The organism is Achromobacter sp. GD03932, assembly GCF_029839485.1.
GTDB classification, from domain to species: Bacteria; Pseudomonadota; Gammaproteobacteria; order Burkholderiales; family Burkholderiaceae_B; genus Achromobacter; species Achromobacter bronchisepticus_A.
The window spans coordinates 62,480-80,684 of sequence record NZ_JAOCAT010000002.1; the positions used below are offsets into that span (position 1 = coordinate 62,480).

Annotated in this window: 19 protein-coding genes and 1 pseudogene; 13 read left to right on the plus strand and 7 right to left on the minus strand. The window is 64.5% G+C overall.

Going from position 1 to position 18,205, the window contains the following annotated elements; genetic code table 11:
* Positions 1-27 precede the first annotated feature (27 nt).
* Complete coding sequence (gene groES / locus N5C88_RS01985) at positions 28-315, minus strand: co-chaperone GroES (RefSeq protein ID WP_006221616.1); 288 nt, start codon at positions 313-315, stop codon at positions 28-30.
* A 321-nt stretch (positions 316-636) separates the two neighbouring features.
* On the opposite strand from groES, the gene N5C88_RS01990 reads away from it, so the two are divergent.
* Complete coding sequence (locus tag N5C88_RS01990; RefSeq protein ID WP_118931344.1) at positions 637-993, plus strand: hypothetical protein; 357 nt, start codon at positions 637-639, stop codon at positions 991-993.
* Between the two features lie 374 nt (positions 994-1,367).
* Complete coding sequence (locus N5C88_RS01995; protein WP_280014556.1) at positions 1,368-2,351, plus strand: tripartite tricarboxylate transporter substrate-binding protein; 984 nt, start codon at positions 1,368-1,370, stop codon at positions 2,349-2,351.
* Positions 2,352-2,377: 26 nt separating this feature from the next.
* Here N5C88_RS01995 and N5C88_RS02000 read toward each other — a convergent pair whose 3' ends face one another.
* Entirely contained in the window at positions 2,378-2,803 is a 426-nt protein-coding gene (locus tag N5C88_RS02000; protein ID WP_280014557.1) for an Rrf2 family transcriptional regulator, read from the minus strand.
* 72 nt (positions 2,804-2,875) lie between these two features.
* On the opposite strand from N5C88_RS02000, the gene N5C88_RS02005 reads away from it, so the two are divergent.
* Entirely contained in the window at positions 2,876-3,853 is a 978-nt protein-coding gene (locus N5C88_RS02005) for an alpha/beta hydrolase (RefSeq protein ID WP_280014558.1), read from the plus strand.
* Positions 3,854-3,917: 64 nt separating this feature from the next.
* Here the strand turns inward: N5C88_RS02005 and N5C88_RS02010 are convergent, their stop codons facing one another.
* From N5C88_RS02010 to N5C88_RS02020, 3 genes are all read right to left on the minus strand, one after another.
* Positions 3,918-5,102 carry an MFS transporter gene (locus N5C88_RS02010; protein WP_280014675.1) on the minus strand — a complete coding sequence of 395 codons (1,185 nt, stop codon included), beginning with the start codon at positions 5,100-5,102 and terminating at the stop codon, positions 3,918-3,920.
* 147 nt (positions 5,103-5,249) lie between these two features.
* The gene (locus N5C88_RS02015; RefSeq protein WP_280014559.1) at positions 5,250-6,407 is read right to left on the minus strand and encodes a nickel/cobalt efflux transporter; all 1,158 of its coding nucleotides are present in this window, start codon (positions 6,405-6,407) and stop codon (positions 5,250-5,252) included.
* Positions 6,408-6,418: 11 nt separating this feature from the next.
* Complete coding sequence (locus N5C88_RS02020) at positions 6,419-6,697, minus strand: metal-sensing transcriptional repressor (RefSeq protein ID WP_059371413.1); 279 nt, start codon at positions 6,695-6,697, stop codon at positions 6,419-6,421.
* A gap of 129 nt (positions 6,698-6,826) precedes the next feature.
* Between N5C88_RS02020 and N5C88_RS02025 the strand changes: the two are divergent.
* The 8 genes and pseudogenes from N5C88_RS02025 (at position 6,827) to N5C88_RS02060 (ending at position 13,567) form a co-directional block, all read left to right on the plus strand.
* Positions 6,827-7,749 (plus strand): annotated as a pseudogene (locus N5C88_RS02025) (chromate resistance protein ChrB domain-containing protein).
* Between the two features lie 34 nt (positions 7,750-7,783).
* The gene (locus N5C88_RS02030; RefSeq protein ID WP_280014560.1) at positions 7,784-8,980 is read left to right on the plus strand and encodes a chromate transporter; all 1,197 of its coding nucleotides are present in this window, start codon (positions 7,784-7,786) and stop codon (positions 8,978-8,980) included.
* Between the two features lie 22 nt (positions 8,981-9,002).
* Positions 9,003-9,494: a chromate resistance protein ChrB domain-containing protein gene (locus N5C88_RS02035; RefSeq protein ID WP_280014561.1), complete on the plus strand. Its 492-nt coding sequence runs from the start codon at positions 9,003-9,005 to the stop codon at positions 9,492-9,494.
* Positions 9,495-9,751: 257 nt separating this feature from the next.
* Positions 9,752-10,681: a DMT family transporter gene (locus N5C88_RS02040; protein WP_059371414.1), complete on the plus strand. Its 930-nt coding sequence runs from the start codon at positions 9,752-9,754 to the stop codon at positions 10,679-10,681.
* An 11-nt stretch (positions 10,682-10,692) separates the two neighbouring features.
* Positions 10,693-11,091: a hypothetical protein gene (locus tag N5C88_RS02045; RefSeq protein ID WP_118931335.1), complete on the plus strand. Its 399-nt coding sequence runs from the start codon at positions 10,693-10,695 to the stop codon at positions 11,089-11,091.
* 137 nt (positions 11,092-11,228) lie between these two features.
* Positions 11,229-11,837, plus strand: coding sequence for a hypothetical protein (locus N5C88_RS02050; RefSeq protein WP_280014562.1), 609 nt, complete (start codon positions 11,229-11,231; stop codon positions 11,835-11,837).
* A gap of 130 nt (positions 11,838-11,967) precedes the next feature.
* Positions 11,968-12,549, plus strand: a complete 582-nt coding sequence (locus N5C88_RS02055) for an SMI1/KNR4 family protein (protein WP_280014563.1) — start codon at positions 11,968-11,970, stop codon at positions 12,547-12,549.
* Between the two features lies 1 nt (position 12,550).
* The gene (locus tag N5C88_RS02060) at positions 12,551-13,567 is read left to right on the plus strand and encodes a hypothetical protein (protein ID WP_251879280.1); all 1,017 of its coding nucleotides are present in this window, start codon (positions 12,551-12,553) and stop codon (positions 13,565-13,567) included.
* Positions 13,568-13,638: 71 nt separating this feature from the next.
* Here the strand turns inward: N5C88_RS02060 and N5C88_RS02065 are convergent, their stop codons facing one another.
* On the minus strand, positions 13,639-14,820 hold the full coding sequence (locus N5C88_RS02065) for a GGDEF domain-containing protein (RefSeq protein WP_280014564.1): 1,182 nt from the start codon (positions 14,818-14,820) through the stop codon (positions 13,639-13,641).
* Positions 14,821-15,178: 358 nt separating this feature from the next.
* Between N5C88_RS02065 and N5C88_RS02070 the strand changes: the two genes are divergently transcribed.
* Positions 15,179-16,360 (plus strand): MFS transporter, encoded by a 1,182-nt coding sequence (locus N5C88_RS02070; protein WP_059371420.1) that lies wholly within the window; start codon positions 15,179-15,181, stop codon positions 16,358-16,360.
* 148 nt (positions 16,361-16,508) lie between these two features.
* Entirely contained in the window at positions 16,509-17,408 is a 900-nt protein-coding gene (locus N5C88_RS02075; protein WP_118931426.1) for an arginase family protein, read from the plus strand.
* A gap of 61 nt (positions 17,409-17,469) precedes the next feature.
* Here N5C88_RS02075 and N5C88_RS02080 read toward each other — a convergent pair whose 3' ends face one another.
* Positions 17,470-18,141, minus strand: coding sequence for a lysozyme inhibitor LprI family protein (locus tag N5C88_RS02080; RefSeq protein WP_280014565.1), 672 nt, complete (start codon positions 18,139-18,141; stop codon positions 17,470-17,472).
* Between the last annotated feature and the right edge of the window lie 64 nt (positions 18,142-18,205).

The following is an 18,205-nucleotide window of genomic DNA, read 5'->3' on the forward strand; positions in this document are numbered from 1 at the left end:
CCTTCGAAAATTCGTTTGAGGCGGGGTTTACTGGACCACGGCGAGGATTTCGTCCTCGCGGATGACGAGCAGCTCTTCGCCGTCAACCTTCACGGACTGGCCGGCGTACTTGCCGAACAGCACCTTGTCGCCAGCCTTCAGGTCGACCGGCAGGATCTTGCCGTCTTCGGTCTTCTTGCCGGGGCCGACGGCCACGACTTCACCCTGATCGGGCTTTTCAGCGGCGCTGTCGGGGATAACGATGCCCGATGCAGTCTTGCGCTCGTTTTCGAGGCGTTTGACGATCACGCGATCGCCCAGGGGACGCAAGGCCATGAGGAACTCCTGTTGCAAAAAAGAGAAGGAAATGATCGGTTAGGCCCGGGAACGCTTGTTAGCACTCACCGGTGTCGAGTGCTAATTATAGGGATGATGTTCTAGGGTTCAAGGGGGGAGGGCGGGGCTGTTACATATTTGCGGGTAGCGAAGGCGTAAGGCGTCAGGTTCATTGAGCTTGCCAACTTCGGCCATCCCAGTGCGCTGCGATATCAGCCATAATCAATTCAACCTGGCCCCGCGTGACGGCAGGACGTCAGTTTCCCTCCCACATGAACCGGTAGCGGGCGGGCCGTAGCGTACTCAGTGCGGAGTATCTCAATGACGACACCGGAAGCGCCGGACGACGACTTGGTACGGACCCGCAGCCACAGGCCACGCGACCTGCCTCAGGGCTTTCGGGCTGGATTGATTACGGCCATCACAGTATTGCTGGGCTTTTCGCTGGGTTTCCTGCGCTACTGGGGCTTCGATGCGCCGGGCGATTGGAGCGCGCTGTCCGTGCTGCCGGGCGTGTGCTTGTTGCTCGCCAGCCTGCTGCAGGTAATAGCTCTTTACCGCGCCTTGCGTTTGGAGGATGAAGCCGAGAATGAATACCGCAAAACCGTGCGATGGTTCATCGCGTCGGCGATCCTGCTGTTGCTGGGGCTGACAGCGGCGTTGTGGGAGGTGGCGTAATCAAGAGAGGGATTGGAGCGGGTAAAGGAGGGAATCGAACCTTCAGGAATCGAACCTTCGCCTGAAGCTTGGGAAGCCGCTGTTTCTTGGGCGCGGCCCGCGCTGCCAATCCGCTTGACGACAGACCTTGCAATATGAACGGGAGGCTCGAATTGGAGTCATCCCGTTTTTTTTGTTCGGACTAAAGCCGGGCCCACGAGCCGCGCTTGTCGCCGGCAAATTAGGGTTATCCGGAATTCTTTATGCTTAAACTTTTGTGAAGAATGAGCGGCAGATATAGGGCCGCCGCGATGAGGCATCGAGGCGCTTAACAGTGGTGCGGCATGACGCACCGGGCGCGGGATCGCGGGGTGAGCCCCCAAAAGGAGAATCGCATGCTGTTGCGTAGACGTTGTCTGGCCATGATGATGCTGGCGTTGACTGGCTGGGCGACGGGCAGCCATGCGCAAACGCCGTCTCAGGCCTGGCCCGTCAAGCCCGTGCGCCTGGTCGTGGGGCTGGCGCCCGGAGGGCTGGTCGACGTGCTGGCGCGCACAGTGCAGCCGCACCTGGCCGACGCCTTGAAGCAGACCGTTATCGTGGAGAATCGCGGCGGTGCGGGCGGCAACGTGGCGGGAGCCGAGGTGGTGCGCAATGGTGGAGACAACCATACCTTCCTGCTCAATCCATCGACGACCGAATCGGTCAATCCAGTGATGTTCGCCAGCATGCCGTTCGATCCGCAGCAGGACCTGCGGCCGGTTGCCTTGCTGGCCAATAGCCAATTGTTCCTGTTTGTCCGGTCCTCGCTTGGCGTCGATACGCTCGAAGAGTTCGTGGCATACGCGCGCAAGCGGCCCGATCCTCTCAATTACGGTTCGGCCGGAAACGGCACGACGCCGCATCTGGCTGGCGAGCTGCTCAAGCAGGCCACTGGCATGCAGGCCACCCATGCGCCGTATCGCGGCGTGGCGCCAGCGATACAAGACCTGGCAGCGGGTCAGATCGACTTCGCGTTTGGACCCGCCACGGTCTTTCCCATGGTGCAAGCGGGCAAGCTGAAGGTACTGGCGGTGGCGAGCCGGCAACGCGCCGCCGTGGCGCCCGACATACGAACCTTTTCCGAGGTCGGCATCGACGGCGTTTTCGCGGACAGCCTGTTCGGCATGTATGCCGCCGCAGGCACCCGCGATGATGTGGTCGATCGCATGAACGCCGAAATCAACAAGGTGCTTGCGCGGCCGGAGATCCAGGCGCGCTTTCTCGATGCGGGCGCCGAGGCGCTACCGCTGAGCGTGGCCGACTATACCGCGCGCGTGCAGGACGAAAAGAAATTGTTCGCCCCGCTGATGAAGTCGTTGGGGCTGAAGGAACAGTAGCTGGAACAGCGATAAAAGCTCGGGCGTCATCCTTCCTCGCGCGCCGCAATCTCCGCGGCGAGCTCGGCAAGCGATACCGCGCCCAGGCGTTGCAGCAAGGCATGCTCGCCTGCGCGCAGGGAATCCGCCACCAACTGGTTCGCTGCCCGTTCGACGGGGCAAGCAGGATTGTCGTCGGCTGGCCCGATGGCAAAGACCGTGCCGTGGGCGATGGCTTCATGGACGTCGCGCGCGGTGATGGTTTCCAGTCCCCTGGCCAGTACCCAGCCGCCATTGCGCCCGCCCGTGGAGGTCACCATGCCGGCGGTGCGCAGCGCCGCCATGGATCGGCGCACCACCACCTCATTCGTATGCAGCATCTGGGCCAGCGTTCCAGAAGTGGTCGTGCCGCCGCGCAAATGCATGTGGATCAAGACGTGCAGCAGGCGGGCAAGACGGGTGTCATTGGCCATGGGATCGATTTACCGTAACTATAGGTGTTACGGTATTATAGCTGCACCGGATACTTCCTGAGAGCTTCCCCGATGATCGACCTTGAAACACGCGCTGTGACCGTCAACGGCATCACGCTCAATGTCACGGCCCAGGGCGTAGGCCCCCTCGTCTTGCTGTGCCACGGTTTCCCGGAGACCGCCTATGCCTGGCGCCACCAGCTTCCTGTCCTGGCCCGGGCGGGATTCCGCGCCGTGGCCCCGGATTTGCGCGGTTATGGCGCCAGCGACAGCCCGGCGGATGTGGCGGCGTTCACGACCTTGGATGTCATTGGCGATCTTGTCGCGCTTATCGAAAGCGAGGGGGCCGATGACGCGGTGATCGTGGGGAGCGATTGGGGGGCCAGCATTGCATGGCAGGCAGCCCAACTGCGTCCGGACCGCTTCCGGGCCGTCGTCGCCCTGGGCGTTCCCATGATGCGCAGAGCGCCGGCTGCGCCCAGCCGCCTCTTCCCGAAAACCGAGTCCGCCGCGTTTTACACGCATTACTTCAACGAGCCGGGAATTGCTGAAGAGGAGTTCGAGCGCGACATCAGCGCAACCCTTCGCGCCATCTACTTCGCGGCATCGGGCGACGCCGGGCCGCGCGACGACCCCGCTACGCCCAATCCGTTTGGCATGGTAGCCGCTGGCCGTGGCCTGCTCGATTCGCTGCCGGTCCCCCAGACCTTGCCGGCCTGGCTTACTCCGTCGGATCTGGCTGCCTTTGTACAAAGCTACACAGCCAGCGGGTTTCGTGGCGGCCTTAACTATTACCGGAATCTGGACCGCAATTGGGCGCTGCAGGGGGCCTTGGAGGGAAAGACGGTGGGTGTGCCTGCGCTTTATCTCGTAGGGGAAAGGGATACTGGCCTGGCGATTCCCGGCATGGACCAGATCATCGCGGCCATGCCGGCCCTCGTTCCCCAACTGCGCGCTGCCGAAGTCATTTCCGGTGCGGGGCATTGGTTGCAACAGGAAGCCCCCGAGGCAGTCAACAAGGCGCTCGTCGATTTCCTGAGGAGTCTTTGACGGGCGCGAAGGACCCGGCATTAGGACCATCGCTTCGCGCTTCGCCAAGCTTGTACATGGACGTTCATCCATCGACATACCGAGGTTTTTCAACCAGCCGGCCGCGTAACCCCCACAAGCCAGCCAGCGCCAGCAAGGCGAAACCCGCGCCGGCCAGGAACGTGGCTTGAGGACCGCCCATGTCCCACAGCGCTCCGGCAAGGACGCTCGCCACGAGCACGGTAACGCCTGTGATCAGGTTGAAGACGCCGAACGCGGTGCCGCGCAGCTCTGGCGGCGCGACATCGGCGACCAGTGTCGTCAGCAGGCCCTGGGTGAAGCCCATGTGCAAGCCCCAGAGCGCGACGCCGGCAGCGACCCCGGCGATGCCGCTCGACCAGGCCAGGACCAGATCTGCCAGCACCAGCACAGCCAGGCCGATGGCGAGTACCGTGGGCCGGTTCATGTGATCGGACAGGATTCCCACCGGATAGGCTGAGACTGAGTACACAAGGCTCATGATCACCAGTACCAGCGGGACCAGTGTCAGCGATACCCCGGCCGATTGCGCCCGCAGGATGAGAAAGGCTTCGCTGAAGCGCGCGAGCGTGAACACCCCCGCCACGGCGACCACATACCAGAAGCCCGCGCCCAGGCGGCGCAGCTCGTCGGGGTGTAGCGGCATTCGCACCTGCCGGAGCGCCGGGGAGCGTTCAGGCTCGCTCACCCCGACTACGATCAGCGCCACCGACAGGAAGGCCGGCACAACGGCAACCCAGAACACGGCTCGGAAGTGGTCCGCTGTCAGCCACATGAGACCGATGGCCAGCAGCGGTCCCAGGAAGGCGCCGACGGTATCCAGCGACTGCCGCAGGCCGAAGCTGGCGCCGCGCAAGCGGGGGGGAGACAGGTCGGCGACGAGCGCGTCGCGCGGCGCGCCTCGGATACCCTTGCCGACCCGGTCGATGAAGCGCGCCGCGAACAGCCATTCAACGGACGAAGCCAGAGGGAAGACCGGCTTGGTCAAGGCCGCCAGCCCGTAGCCGATCGCTGCCAGGAGCTTGCGCTTGCCGAGCCAGTCGCTAAGCGCCCCGGAAAAGATCTTGGTAACGGACGCCGTCGCCTCGGCGATCCCCTCGAGCACGCCGACCGTCAGCACGGAGGTGCCCAGCACGGTGACGAGATAGGCCGGCAGCAGCGCGTGAATCATCTCCGAGGAGATATCCATCAGCAGACTGACGCACCCCAGCGCCCACACCCCGGGCGGGATCTCCCGCCAAGGCGTCCGTTTCCTGCCGCCCGTACCGTCCGACGCGTCTTGTGTATTCGTCTTCGATCTCATGGCGTTTCACCCTGGCGCCGGACGCACGCTGCGCGTTGCCCTTCGGGTACTGCTCCGCGGCTCCCGGCCGGCGCGTCATCTGGCGGGGAGGCCCAGCCATCCGTTCATTCCCACATAGATGCCTACGGCGATGATCAGCAGGCTGGAGAGATAAGGAGCACGCCGGGCCACAGCGCTGAACCATGGCGCGCGCTTGTTGACCTGGCGCACGCTCAGCGCCGCGACGGCTCCAACCGTCACCAGCGTGACGGCCAGTCCGATCGAGAAGCACAGCACCAGCACGGCACCCAGTGTGAACTCCTTTAGCTGCAGGCACAACAAGAGCACGGTGATCGCCGCCGGGCAGGGGATCAGTCCGCCGGTCAGACCAAACAGGGCGATCTGCCAGTTGGTCACGTTCCGGTTCGTGAAGCGCCGGCGGATGTCATTGGCATGCGCGAGCTGGTGTGCATCCTGGTATCCCTCGCCTACGACCTCCAGGCCTCGCAGCTCTTCGTGGAGGTGGTCATGCCGGTGCTCATCCGGCTCCATGAACGCGATGTCATAGCTGTGGACATGCCCGCCGTGACCCAGGGTGAGGCGGGCCATGAACTCGTGCGGTTCGGGAATGTCTTCAACCGACTCCAGATAGCCGTCCTTCTGCGCGAAACGGAACGCCTGGCGCGCACCGTCGACCCTCTCTGTCGTCACGGAAACGTCCTGCGCTTGCCAATTCCCGCCCCGCAGGCTGGTGAGTCTCCAGCGCGGCGCAACGCCGTCCTCGAACACCTCCAGCGCGACCAGACCGTGTCCGGTATCGATCTCGCGCCGCTCCGCGCCATGGGAATGAGCCTCATGTCCGTGGCTGTGATCATGGTCATGGTGATGATGGGCGTGGCCCGCGCCATGCTGGTCGCGCCAGGTCCGCCAGAACATCCAGGCCGCGATCAGCACGATGATGACCCCGGACGCCAGTTGAAAATAAGGCTCCAGCTCTTCCGCGTCGACCCCGCGCCAGAGATACATTCCTCCCAGGCCGATCCCCCACACGATAAAGGTGTGCGAAATGGTCGCGGTGATGCCCAGCAGCACCGCCTGCCACACCGATCCCCGGATCGCGACGATGAATGCCGCCATCATCGTCTTGGAATGGCCGGGCTCCAGCCCGTGCAGAGCGCCCAGCAGAATGGCGCTGGGAATAAACAGCCAGGCGTGCGACGCGCCCTGGGCGATCAGATCGGAAAAAGACAACATGGATAGCGCGCTTAGAGATACTTGGTGATTTCTTTGAATTCGTCGATCGTGCGCTGCCTGTCCTCGTTCAGCTCTCCCACCGCATCCTGCAGGCAGTGGTCGATATGGTCCTGAATGAGGATCTTCTTGGCTTGGGAAATGGCACGCTCGACCGCGTACAGCTGTTGAGCCAACTCAAGGCAGGGACGGTGTTCTTCCATCATCGACAGAATGCTGCGCAAATGCCCTTCGGCCCGCTTGAGGCGTTTGGCCACGGCGTCGTGATGATGATGAGGATCGGGTCTGTTCATGCATGGATCATATCCCCCCTGGGGGGATGTTGTGGAAGAAACCACGAAGCTAATCGGGGAAATCAAAAAACTGCCGTAGCGATCTCTACATGATTGCAGCGATCACGACGTTTTCTTACTCTGCTCTCCATGGACTCCTCGCTCACACCCTCCTGGCTTCTGCTGATCGTCAGCCTGCCCACCGGCGGAGCCACGGCGCGCATGCGCATCTGGCGCAAGCTCAAGATCCTGGGCTGCGCCGCCTTACGCGATGGAGCCTATCTACTGCCGGCGCACGCTGGGCAGGCGGCCAGGCTTGGCTGCTGGGGGTCCAGCCCCAGGACAAGGACGAATCCGCCGCGTTCCAGGCCCTTTTCGATCGCTCGGCCGACTACGATGCCTGGCTGGCGGAGCTGGCCCAGGCGCGTCAGACGCTGGACGCTTTGAACGTGGCGGAACTGAACCGCCTGCTGCGCCGTTTCGAGCGCAGCTACCAGGCGTTGCGCCAGATCGATTTCTTCCCGTCTGAAACATCGCTGCGCGCTCAGACACAGCAGCGCGATTTCGCCAATGCCATCGAATCCCTGCAATCGCCTGGCGAACCCCGCGCCGCCGAAGGCGGCATCGCGCGCCGCGATCCCATGCGCCATCAAGGTCGACTCTGGGCGACCCGGCGCCATATCTGGGTCGACCGGGTCGCCTGTGCGTGGCTGATCCAGCGCTTCATTGATCCGTCCGCGCGCTTTCTATGGCTGGAGAACCCGGCGGAGTGCCCCGCCGATGCCCTGGGCTTTGATTTTGACGGCGCCACCTTCACGCACGTGGGCGACAGGGTGTCGTTCGAGGTTCTGCTCGCCAGCTTTGGCCTGGAAGAAAACCGTGGCCTCGCCCGCCTCGCAGCACTGGTGCACGCGCTTGACGTGGGCGGCGCCGCGCCTCCAGAGGCCGCCGGCTTCGATGCCATGCTGGCTGGCGCGCGCAAACGCTGGTCCGATGACGATACGTTGCTGGCCGAAGCCGGCGCAATGCTGGATTCGCTGTACGCCCATTTTTCCGGCGGCCGCAAAGCCTGAGCTTTCTGAACTATCTGTCTTCAAGGCGCCTGCCATGACGACTTCGATCCAAGACCCTACCGCGCAAAACGCCGTTGCCCCGCCGCGTTACGCCCTCTGGCAACTGCTCTGGTATTTCGTCCGCCTGGGCTCGCTGGGCTTTGGCGGCCCGGTCGCGTTGGCAGGCTACATGCACCGCGACCTGGTGGAAAGACGGGGCTGGATCGGGGAGGCTGACTACAAGGAGGGCCTGGCCCTGGCTCAACTTGCGCCCGGTCCGCTGGCCGCGCAACTCGCCATCTACCTTGGCTACGTGCATTACCGCGTCCTCGGCGCCACGCTGGTGGGCATCGCGTTCGTACTTCCGTCCTTCCTGATGGTCGTCGCCCTGGGCTGGGCCTATGTGCGCTTCGGCGGGCTGGTCTGGATGCAGGCCGTGTTCTACGGCGTGGGCGCGGCCGTGATTGGCATCATTGCCATCAGCGGCTATAAGCTCACCACCAAGAATGTCGGCAAGGACAAGCTGCTGTGGGCGATCTACCTGACGCTCGCCGCCGTTACCGTCATCACGGAGTCGGAAGTCGCTTGGCTGTTCCTGGTGGCTGGCGTCATCAACTGGCTCCGGCGCGCGCCGCCCCTATGGCTGAAATCCGGCAATCTGCCGGCGCTTGCCGCCGTATCGCTACCCGCGGCCGGCAGTCCGCTAGCCGCCATCGACTGGCCGCTATTGACGCAGATCGCTATCTTCTTCGCCAAGGCCGGCGCGTTTGTCTTTGGCTCGGGCCTGGCTATCGTGCCTTTCCTGTACGGCAGCGTCGTCACCCAGTTCCATTGGCTGAACGATGGTCAGTTCGTCGACGCCGTGGCGGTGGCGATGATCACGCCCGGGCCCGTGGTCATCACGGTTGGTTTCATCGGCTATCTGGTGGCCGGTTTGCCCGGCGCCAGCGTGGCGGCGGCGGCAACCTTTCTGCCCTGCTATCTCTTTACTATTCTGCCGGCGCCGTACTTCAAGAAGTACGGCAAGCTGCCCGCCATCATTGCCTTCGTCAATGGCGTCACGGCCGCGGCGGTAGGCGCCATCGCCGGCGCCGTCATCGTGATTGCGCGGCGCTCGATCGTCGATGCGCCCACCCTGGCGTTGGCCGTCATCACCATCGGGCTGTTGCTGCGGTTCAAGAAGTTGCCCGAACCGGCCATCGTCGCAGGCGCCGCGCTCATTGGCCTGGTCGTCTATCCGCTGATGCACTAGGCCTTCCTTCAAGGAGCCCATCATGCAATGGATCACCCGAGAACGCCCCAAGATCGACCGCATCGCGTGTCCGTGGCTGATCGCCCGCTTCATCGATGCGGCGCCCGAGTTTCTCTACGTACCGCCAGGGGACGTGTTGCGCTTGGCCCGGGAAACGGGAGCGATTCCCTACGACATTCCCGGCGTCGAGCTGACGCATGTGGGCGACCTATGCAGCTTCGACGCATTTCTTGAGAAGTTCCAGTTGGCGGGAAACCCGGCACTGCATCGGTTGGCCAGGATTGTTCGGGGCGCCGACACCTCGAGGCTGGACTTGACCTCGGAATCAGGCGGGTTGTACGCCCTGTCGCTGGGGCTGTCGCACCTGTTTACCGACGACCACGCCATGCTCGGCCATGGAATGGTCATGTACGACGCCCTTTATGCATGGTGCCAGGCGTGTCAGGCAGAGACGCACGGATGGCCACCCGTGATGCAGGCGTATCCATCGAATGGCTTGCAGACCACAAAGTAGGGCCGGACACCTCCGGCACTGCGCCAACCAGTCCAGGTCTGTAACAAATGGGTGGATCGAGGCCGCGTGCGGGGCGTGGCGGAATTCCGCCCATTGCGGGCCAAAAGCGGCTCGACGGATGCATCTCGCCCTGCGCGGCCGCCGCTGCCAGCTAAAATCCCGCAGCGCATAGACGGCCGTCAGGGATGGCCAACCTCGATGCGTTGCGGTTGCTCCGTCGCTTCGTGCGGCCGCCGCGGCTCACATTCAAAGCACAAATGAAAAATACATTGATGGCCACGCACCTGCGCCTGCTCGGCATGGCAGCGCTCTGGGGCGCGTCGTGGTCCTGGGGCAAGGTCGTCGCCCAGTCCATGGCGCCACTGGCCGCGGCCAGCCTGCGGTTCCTGTTTGCCAGCGTGGTCTTGGTCCTGTGGATGCATCGCGCCTCGGCGCTGCGCGGCCTGAAGTCCCTGACGCGCAACCAATGGCTCGGCCTGGCCGCCGCCGCGTTGGCGGGCGTCTTTGGCTACTCCAGCTTCTTCATGTTGAGCCTGCAGTTGGTGCCGGCCGGCAAGGCCGCGATCGTGGTGACGCTGAACCCCGGCGCGACGCTGTTGCTGGCGGCGATCCTGTTCCGCGAACATCTCAACCCCGCCATCCTGGCCGGCATGGTCCTGTCGGCCATTGGTGCGTACATCGCCATCGGCGGCGGGGTTTCACAAGCCGCTGCCGGCTCCGGCGTAGGCATCGGCGAACTGCTGCTGCTCGGTTGCGTGGCCTGCTGGGTGGCCTACACCCTGATCGGCCGGCTGGTGCTCAAAGGCGTGGACGCCCTGACCACCACCACGGTGACCACCGTGATCGGCGCGCTGATGCTGCTGCTCACCAGCCTGATCGTGGAAGGCGTGCCGGCTTGGCAGAAGCTGGGGCAGGCGCCGGCCAGCGCCTGGGGCAGCCTGCTGGCTTTGGCGTTCGGGGCGACCGCGATCGCCTACGCCTGGTACTTCGAAGGCGTGAAGGCGCTGGGCGCGGGCGCGGCCTCGGGCTACATCACGCTGGTGCCCGTGTTCGGCGTGCTGTTCTCCAGCCTTTGGCTGGGTGAAGCCACGCCCGCGAATCTGTTCATCGGCGCCGCTCTTGCGATCTCGGGCATGGCGATCATGCACGTCGGCCGGCGTCGCGCCGAGGCGCGACAGCGCCGATAGGCGGACCTTCCATGCAGCCCTATACCCACGACAACCTGCCTGCCCAGGAGACTTGGCTGGATTGCGCGACCGCCGACGGAGGCCGGCTGCGCGTGGTGCTGCTGGCAGCCGATCCGCAGGCGGCGGCGCCGCTGCTGGCGCGGGCCCGCTCGATCGCTCAAGCGCTGGCGACGCACCGCGACGCCGCGTTGCAATTCCTCTGGCAGGCGGGACGCGACAGCGGCGACCCCGAAGATCCCCCTGCGACGTTCCTGGAACACTTCACGCCATCCGACCTGATCGTCGCGGCCGACGGGGGCTACGTGCTGCACCTGGCGCCGCGCGACGCGACCTGGTTCATGGATGGCTATTGGCCGGCCGTACGCTTCGCGGCGGATGACCGGCCTGCGGACTGGATCTGCGAATCCTGATCTGAGCCACCGTATCCAAAGCGGCCTCTTGGCGCTTGGAGGCAATGCCGCGTCAGGTTCCGCACAGGCGCATGATTACACTCTGATCGTGACACGTGCGTCATTCACGGAGAAGTCGACATGCAATTGGCTCAAACATGACTAGCAACGACGGGATTCAGGTCTCGGTCTATACCCGATGGCACCAGTTGTCGGTGCCGTTGGCCTTCGCCCTGGCGGCGGGCAGCTTCATGCTGGTGGTGTTCAACCGTGGGCCGATTGTTCTGGCGGTTGTGCTGGCGGTGCTGGGGTTGCTGGTGCCGCCGCTGGTGGCGTTCAAAGGCTTTCCCACACGCAATACCGTCAAGGTGACGTCCGAAGGGCTGGAGTTTTCGCGCCGCTCTGCCGTCGCCTTCGCCCATTTGTCCCGCTGGGGCACCGACGATTATCTCAAGCTGGTCCGCCCCGGCCTGCCGACGTTGCTGGTCACTGCAGTGGACCGGCCCACACGTGAACGTCTGTTGCGCGAGTTTGAGCAGGCCTTGGCGGCGTGGCATACGCGCCAGCCCGCCGGTACGCAGGCGGCGCGCCGCACACATTTCTATGGTTCCAACGCAGGACGCCTGGTGGGCTTGTTGATCGTCGTGCTGGGGGCGGGAGTGGCGGTCATGGCGCTGAGCTTGCGCGAACCGTCGATGTCGCTGGCTATCGTTGGCGGGCTGGGAGCGCTGTTCGGATTGACGATGCTGTTTGGCCGGCGGGACTGAAGGCGCTGGGCACGCCGTGGCTCGTACGTTCGCATCGGCAGGTCCGCCGCAAACAGGGATATAGTGGTGCGCCCTCCAGGCTCCCGTCTTCGCGGCGAACCAGGACTTTTCTTAGCTTCAGGATGCTTGCATGACCATGATCGCCGAACAGTTTCATCAACGCATGTGGGAAATCCTGGATCCCGTGGACACTGAACATTTCGAGGTCGTGGCCGCGCCCGCGCCCGATGCGGAGGCGATCGCCGCTCTGGAGGCCGCTGTCGGCTTCCCGCTGCCTTCGGCGTTTGCGGCCTTCTGCGGGCGTACCAACGGCCTGTGCGTGATGGCACGCGAGGAAGTCTGGCCGCACGCGAAGGAGTTCGAGGTCGGCCCCGCCTGGACGTTCTGGCGCGGCCTGGTGCTGTTGGGCGTCGATGCGCCGGAGTTGCCCGAATGGGCCAGCATCTCGGCGCAGCAGCGCCAGCTCGCCGAGGCGGGTTTGCCCGGCATCCTGCCCGTGCTGAAGATCGTGGGCGACGGCAGCCGGATCTGGGGCGTGGATCAGACGGGGACCGTCGTGGTGATCGATGACTTGACCGAAGTGGAGCCGCAGGCCGGCGACCTCACCGACCTCTACGCCGAGCAGATAGCCGATCTGCTGCAGCGCCAGCAGGATATGGCGCAGCGGCTGGCCGAACGCGCGGCGCGCAAGCAGCGCAAGCTGCCGGGGTAGCATGAGCGCAATGCTGCAAGTCACGGAAGAACCCCTGGCCGATGAGGACATCGTGCTGCTGCGCCGTGGCCGTCGCGGCAGATTCCTGACGGCCGTGTTCGCGGGGCTGATGTTCCTGCTGCTGGCGAGCAGCGCGATCATGTTCGTCGTGCTTGGCGCGTCCGATCGCAGCCTGCGCCGCGGCGCTGACGGCGTGGTGATCCTGTTGTGCACAGTGGCGATGACTTGCTTCGCGGTCTTTCTTGGACGCAGGTTGCTGCGCCTGCCGCAAGCCTGGCGCCGCTTCAATCGGGTGTTGAAGGGGCGTGTACCCAAGCAGATCGTTTCCGGGCACCTGACCGGTTTTGGTCCGGCCGGGAGTCCCGGCATCTGCTACGTCTTCGGCGAACAGCGCGTGGACGTAGCTCTGCCGTTTTGGAACGAGATCGCCAGGGACACTCGAGAAGGTTTCCGGCCTGTGACGGCCGTGGCGCTGACGGACCTACCCGTGCGCCTGCACTTGCTGACGCTGGACCCCGACGCGCCACCCGTGCTGTTGCTGGCCGAGTACCCGATGAGCGCGCAGGCCTGGAATTCGGTCGAGGAAGTCAGCAATGCCGACCGCGAGGCCGTGCGCAAGGAAGAATTGAGCCTGCGCAAGTTCTTCTACGTGCTCGCCCTGGCGCCGCTGGTCGGCAGCCTGTTCCTGGGGCCCTTGATCCTGCTGGCCGCATTCTTCGTTCTCACGGGATTCGCGCTGGGCGTGCGCAGCCCCAGGCTGAAGCGGGCCCGCTACAAGCTCGGGGTACGCGGCTTGGTCGAGGAAGTCGTGAGCTATCGCGTGCGCGCGACCAACTCGAACATTTCCACGCTGGTTCACAACTATCGCATCGGGGGCGTGATGTACCGGGTCGAGCATTTAGGGCAAGCTGCCGCGCCGGGCCAGCGCGTTGCCTTCGAGTATCTCGACGGAACGGGCATCATGGGGCCGAGCGCCTTGTTCTTTCGAATCGAAGACGAGCCGGTCATGACGCTATGAGCGCGGCGCGCTGCCCGCCGCCTTGAACTCTTTCGGGGTCTCTGCGTGCGGCGCGGGCCGAGCCAGCGACTTCATGCCTGTGCGCAACACGCTTGAGTACTTGCGTTGTCGCCAGGCGCGTGGCGGCCATGCCCGGCCTCGGCCGGCGCCATACCCGCAACCGTGCAGTTCCGTCCTTGTCGCTTCGCCTCGTAAAGCAGGTCGTCTGCCCGCTTCAACGCGCTGGCGAAAGGTTCTCCTGCCTGCACGAGGGTCACTCCCATGCTTGCAGTGAAGCGGGAATCTGGAACCTGTGGCGCCCAGCGCTGCGCCACGAAACTGGCACGGATCTCTTCGGCGATTGCGGTGGCGCTTTCCAGGCTTGCCGTGGGCAGCAGCAGCAGGAATTCTTCTCCTCCCAGCCGGGCCGCATGGATGCGGGTGTCTGCTTGCGGCCTCAGCAGGGCGCCGAATCGGGCAAGCACCATGTCGCCAAACGCGTGGCCGAAGACATCGTTGATGCGCTTGAAGTTGTCGATGTCGGCCATGATCAGCGCGGTCGGTGTCGCCGCATCCGAGAATGCGCGTCCGGAGGCAAGCAGACTATCGAGTCCTTGGCGGTTCAGCAGGCCCGTCAAGGCGTCGGTATGGGCATGGCGACGGTACTTCTCTATGGCGTCGTAGCTCGTCGCGATGAAGACCGCGAAGGTCAGGACTATGCTTCCGAGCAGTCCGGTGTATTGGATCAGGATGCCCCAGACCGACGTTCTCCATTCGCCCGTCGAGAGCGGCGGAATCGGGGCGGCAATGTACAGGATGCACTGGCCCGTCAACACGAGGGAGATGAAAAGGAACGCGGCGGTGAGCACCCTGTCCGACGTAGTCACGGCATGCCTGGCGAAGGACAGCGTGGCCCGCCAGGTCACGAGCGCGCAACAGGCTTGCACGAAGAACGTTTCCAGCTTCGCGCTGGCAAACAGCACCACCGAGACAACTACCATCGCCGTCGAGGCAAGCAGGACCGCAGCATCGAAGTAGGGGGAAACTTGGCTGCGCCTGCGGCTCTGAAGGGCGCGACAGGCGAGGATGACGCCGCCCAGAATGAAAGCATCCTCGACGACCTGTTTATATGGGGAAAGTGCGCTGGCCTGCACCAGCATGATGGCGTAGCCTGCGCCCAGGCAGGCCAGGGCGCAGCCCCACCGGAGCGTATTGAAGCCGATGAAGCGTGCAGCGCAGAGTCCGATGGCGCACATCAGGATCGCTGCAGGCACGGACCATTCAAGAAGGGTTGCGGGCATGGACAGGCGAATACGTGGAACGGTACACAGTCGAGCGCATGCTCGGCCGACACAATTTGTATGGAAAAAGATTACAGTGTGTTGCAATGTATCGCCAGGACTCAACAGTCAAGGATTGTCAAGCGTTGCGGCCTGCTTCGCCGGGAAGGGAAAGCCGGTGTCTGCCGGACTTTGAACGGCTGGCGAGAGACGCGGCGGCTGTCAGCTGGCCGACAGGCGGGCGCGAGGGGCGCCAGCTACACTTCCGGCATCCCGCGCCAATGTCCGCCGGACCGGTCCCGTGCCCCGCGGCAAGGCGGCGGACAGGCGGCCGGTCTCCCATTCTCCCGCCATGTCGCAACCCGATTCGTTCAATCTGAAGCAGATCGCCGTGCCGGCGTTCGGCCCATCGCTGCTCTATGGCATCAGCAACGGCGCCATTCTTCCCGTGATCGCGCTCACCGCGCGCGATCAAGGAGCGTCGATAGCCACCGCCGGCCTGATCGCCGCCCTCATCGGGGTCGGCTCGCTGTTTTCCAATATTCCGTCCGCGCTGATTACGCATCGCTTCGGCGAGAAGCGCGCCATGGCTGGCGCGGCGGTGTTGAGCGTGGTCGGCCTGCTGCTCGTGATTGGCGTGCCCAACCTCTGGGTGCTGGCGCTGGCGATGCTGATGCAAGGATGCGCGCAGTCGGTGTTTCAGCTGGCGCGCCAGAGCTACATGATTGAGGTCGTGCCGCTGGTGTACAGGGCGCGCGCCCTGTCCACGCTCGGCGGAACGACGCGGATCGGTACTTTCTTCGGCCCTTTCGCGGGGGCGGCCCTGATTCATTTCGTGGGGCTGGATGGCGCCTATTGGGTTGCCATCTGCGCCATGCTCGGCGCAGGACTCATCGCCATCAAGGCGCCCGACATCGAGCCTTCGGCGGGCGTGAGCGCGGGCGCGCCGCGCGCGCGCATGGGCGAGGTTGCGCGCGACCATCGCGGCGTGTACGCCACGCTCGGCGTGGGCGTGATGCTGATCAGCGCGCTGCGCGCGTCGCGCCAGGTGGTGATTCCCCTGTGGGCAGATCATCTGGGCCTCGACGCCGCCACCACTTCGCTCATCTACGGGCTGGTCGCCGCAGTCGACATGTCGGTGTTCTATCCGGCGGGCAAGGTGATGGACCAGCGCGGCCGCTTGTGGGTGGCATTGCCTTGCACGCTGCTGATGGGGCTGAGCCTGATGGCGATCCCGCTTACCGACGGGGTGGCGAGCTTCATCCTGGTGTCGGCGCTGTTGGGCTTCGGCAACGGCATCGGATCGGGCATCGTCATGACACTGGGCGCCGACGCCGCCCCAGCGGGCGCGCGCACGCAGTTCCTTGGCATCTGGCGTTTCATGGCCGACCTTGGCTCGAGCGGCGGACCCGTGGCGCTGTCGGTGCTGACCGCCCTGGTGTCGCTCGGCGGCGCATCGTTCGGTGTTGGCACGCTGGGGCTGGTGGCGGCCGGCGTGTTCTGGCGCTGGCTACCGCGCCGCGCGCAGGCTTGAAGAGCCTTGCTCCAGGGCTCGCACGGGTCATGGGAGCCGCCCGCGTCTCCGTAGGGAAACGGAAGATACGGTGTCGGATTGAGCTTTCGCGCCGCAATTTGTAGTCTGGCATCATATTTCTTGCGGAATGGCCGCCCCGGAGGCGCTGATGCCGACTCTCTCCTATGCAATCCTCGAAGCCCCTTCCACGCTAGGCTTGGCGACCGACGGTGTGGAATGTCTGCCTGATCAGCTCCTGGCCCACGGCCTTGCTGAGCGCATCCATGCACGCCGCGCCGGGCGACTTGCCGTGCCTCCCAAGAATCCGACGCCCGATCCCGAGACCGGCACCCTGAACGCCAAGGCCATTGCGGCGTGGTCGCCCAAGCTTGCCGACGCGGTGGGCGCGTTGCTTGATGCGGGCGAGTTTCCGGTGCTGCTAGGCGGCGATTGCACAATCCTGCTGGGTTCCATGCTCGCGTTGCGCAGGCGCGGCCGTTACGGTCTGCTCTTCATCGACGGCAACGCCGACTTTTTCCAACCTGAGGCGGAACCCAACGGCGAAGGCGCTTCTATGGATCTTGCCTTCGTCACCGGCCATGGTCCGCCGCTATTGGCCGACATCGAAGGGCGCGGGCCTTTGGTCCGCCCAGAAGACGCTGTTGCGTTCGCGTATCGCGATCATGAGGACCAGGAAGAGTACGGCAGCCAGCCGCTCCCTGAAGCGCTCAAGACGCTTGATCTCCCCGCAGTACGTTCGATGGGCATCGAGGCTGCTGCGCGCCAGGCAGTCGATCATCTGACGCGAGCAGAGTTGGACGGTTTCTTTATCCACGTCGACGCAGACTGTCTTGACGACGCCATCATGCCGGCCGTCGATTTCCGCGTGCCTGGCGGCTTGTCGTGGGAAGAGCTGACGGCCGCGCTGCGGATTGTCCTGTCGAGCGGCAAGGCTGTCGGCCTTGAGATCACTATCTACAATCCGCATCTTGATGAAGATGGCAGCGCCGGGCGTGGCCTGGCCGATTTGCTGGCTGCAGCCCTCGGAACGGCTGCGTCATCGGTGTAATCGTGGTGTCCGGCGGCACGCAGTCGCATCGAGTTTGCGTGCAGCTGCGGGATGCCTTTGATCAGCGCACCGCGAACCAGTCTCCCGCCAGGCTGCCGTTCATGCCGCAGAACGGCGGACCGAAGCCGTCTTTCTCCACTCCGGCGGGCGGCGTTTCTCGCACCACCAGCACCGCGCCCCGGCGCGTCAGGTCCAGCGTCCACGGCGGCCCGTCCTGATAGGTGACGATGATGCTGTCGCCTACGGCGACCGCCTTGCCGCTCAGATCGCAGACCCAGCGGCCGCTGTAGGGCTCGGCCGAATTGGCGGCCACGAGCAGTTGACCGTCGGCGCCGCGGGTGATTTCAATTTCACCTTCGACGTTCTTCCACTTGCCGACAAAACCGGCAGGCGGCTGCGGATTGATGGACTTCAGAAAATCCAGGCGGTAGCGCATGCTGGTGCCGATCTCCCTGACCGGCGTGCTGCCCGAAAAGGGTTCGTCGTAGATCCTGTCCCGCACGCCCAGGAAATAACGTTGGTCGGCGGTCAGCGATTTGACTGCCTCGGCGTCGAGTTTGGCGCGCACCGCCTTGTACTGCTGCGCGATGGCCGCATCCTGGTCGGCCAGGGCCGGGTGGGCGCAAATGGCTTTTTCGACCGGAGTCGCGGCTTTGGCGCAGTTGAAAGAGGGGGCAGCCACGGCGCTGCCTGCCACGGCCAACGATGCTGCAAGGACCAGATGACGGATCATCTTGTGTAGCTCTCCAGGTTGTATAAGCGTTCGGCGGGCCTGTCGGCGCCGAGATGACGGCGCA

What these genes read in the sequence shown, in the direction of transcription:
- N5C88_RS02075 (WP_118931426.1), top strand. Translation starts at nt 16,509, where the DNA reads ATGCCGACTCTCTCCTATGCAATCCTCGAAGCCCCTTCCACGCTAGGC.
- N5C88_RS02030 (WP_280014560.1), top strand. Translation starts at nt 7,784, where the DNA reads ATGACGACTTCGATCCAAGACCCTACCGCGCAAAACGCCGTTGCCCCG.
- N5C88_RS02000 (WP_280014557.1), bottom strand. Translation starts at nt 2,803, where the DNA reads ATGGCCAATGACACCCGTCTTGCCCGCCTGCTGCACGTCTTGATCCAC.
- N5C88_RS02080 (WP_280014565.1), bottom strand. Translation starts at nt 18,141, where the DNA reads ATGATCCGTCATCTGGTCCTTGCAGCATCGTTGGCCGTGGCAGGCAGC.
- N5C88_RS02055 (WP_280014563.1), top strand. Translation starts at nt 11,968, where the DNA reads ATGACCATGATCGCCGAACAGTTTCATCAACGCATGTGGGAAATCCTG.
- N5C88_RS02060 (WP_251879280.1), top strand. Translation starts at nt 12,551, where the DNA reads ATGAGCGCAATGCTGCAAGTCACGGAAGAACCCCTGGCCGATGAGGAC.
- N5C88_RS02070 (WP_059371420.1), top strand. Translation starts at nt 15,179, where the DNA reads ATGTCGCAACCCGATTCGTTCAATCTGAAGCAGATCGCCGTGCCGGCG.
- N5C88_RS01990 (WP_118931344.1), top strand. Translation starts at nt 637, where the DNA reads ATGACGACACCGGAAGCGCCGGACGACGACTTGGTACGGACCCGCAGC.
- N5C88_RS02015 (WP_280014559.1), bottom strand. Translation starts at nt 6,407, where the DNA reads ATGTTGTCTTTTTCCGATCTGATCGCCCAGGGCGCGTCGCACGCCTGG.
- N5C88_RS01995 (WP_280014556.1), top strand. Translation starts at nt 1,368, where the DNA reads ATGCTGTTGCGTAGACGTTGTCTGGCCATGATGATGCTGGCGTTGACT.
- groES (WP_006221616.1), bottom strand. Translation starts at nt 315, where the DNA reads ATGGCCTTGCGTCCCCTGGGCGATCGCGTGATCGTCAAACGCCTCGAA.
- N5C88_RS02050 (WP_280014562.1), top strand. Translation starts at nt 11,229, where the DNA reads ATGACTAGCAACGACGGGATTCAGGTCTCGGTCTATACCCGATGGCAC.
- N5C88_RS02005 (WP_280014558.1), top strand. Translation starts at nt 2,876, where the DNA reads ATGATCGACCTTGAAACACGCGCTGTGACCGTCAACGGCATCACGCTC.
- N5C88_RS02040 (WP_059371414.1), top strand. Translation starts at nt 9,752, where the DNA reads ATGAAAAATACATTGATGGCCACGCACCTGCGCCTGCTCGGCATGGCA.
- N5C88_RS02045 (WP_118931335.1), top strand. Translation starts at nt 10,693, where the DNA reads ATGCAGCCCTATACCCACGACAACCTGCCTGCCCAGGAGACTTGGCTG.
- N5C88_RS02020 (WP_059371413.1), bottom strand. Translation starts at nt 6,697, where the DNA reads ATGAACAGACCCGATCCTCATCATCATCACGACGCCGTGGCCAAACGC.
- N5C88_RS02035 (WP_280014561.1), top strand. Translation starts at nt 9,003, where the DNA reads ATGCAATGGATCACCCGAGAACGCCCCAAGATCGACCGCATCGCGTGT.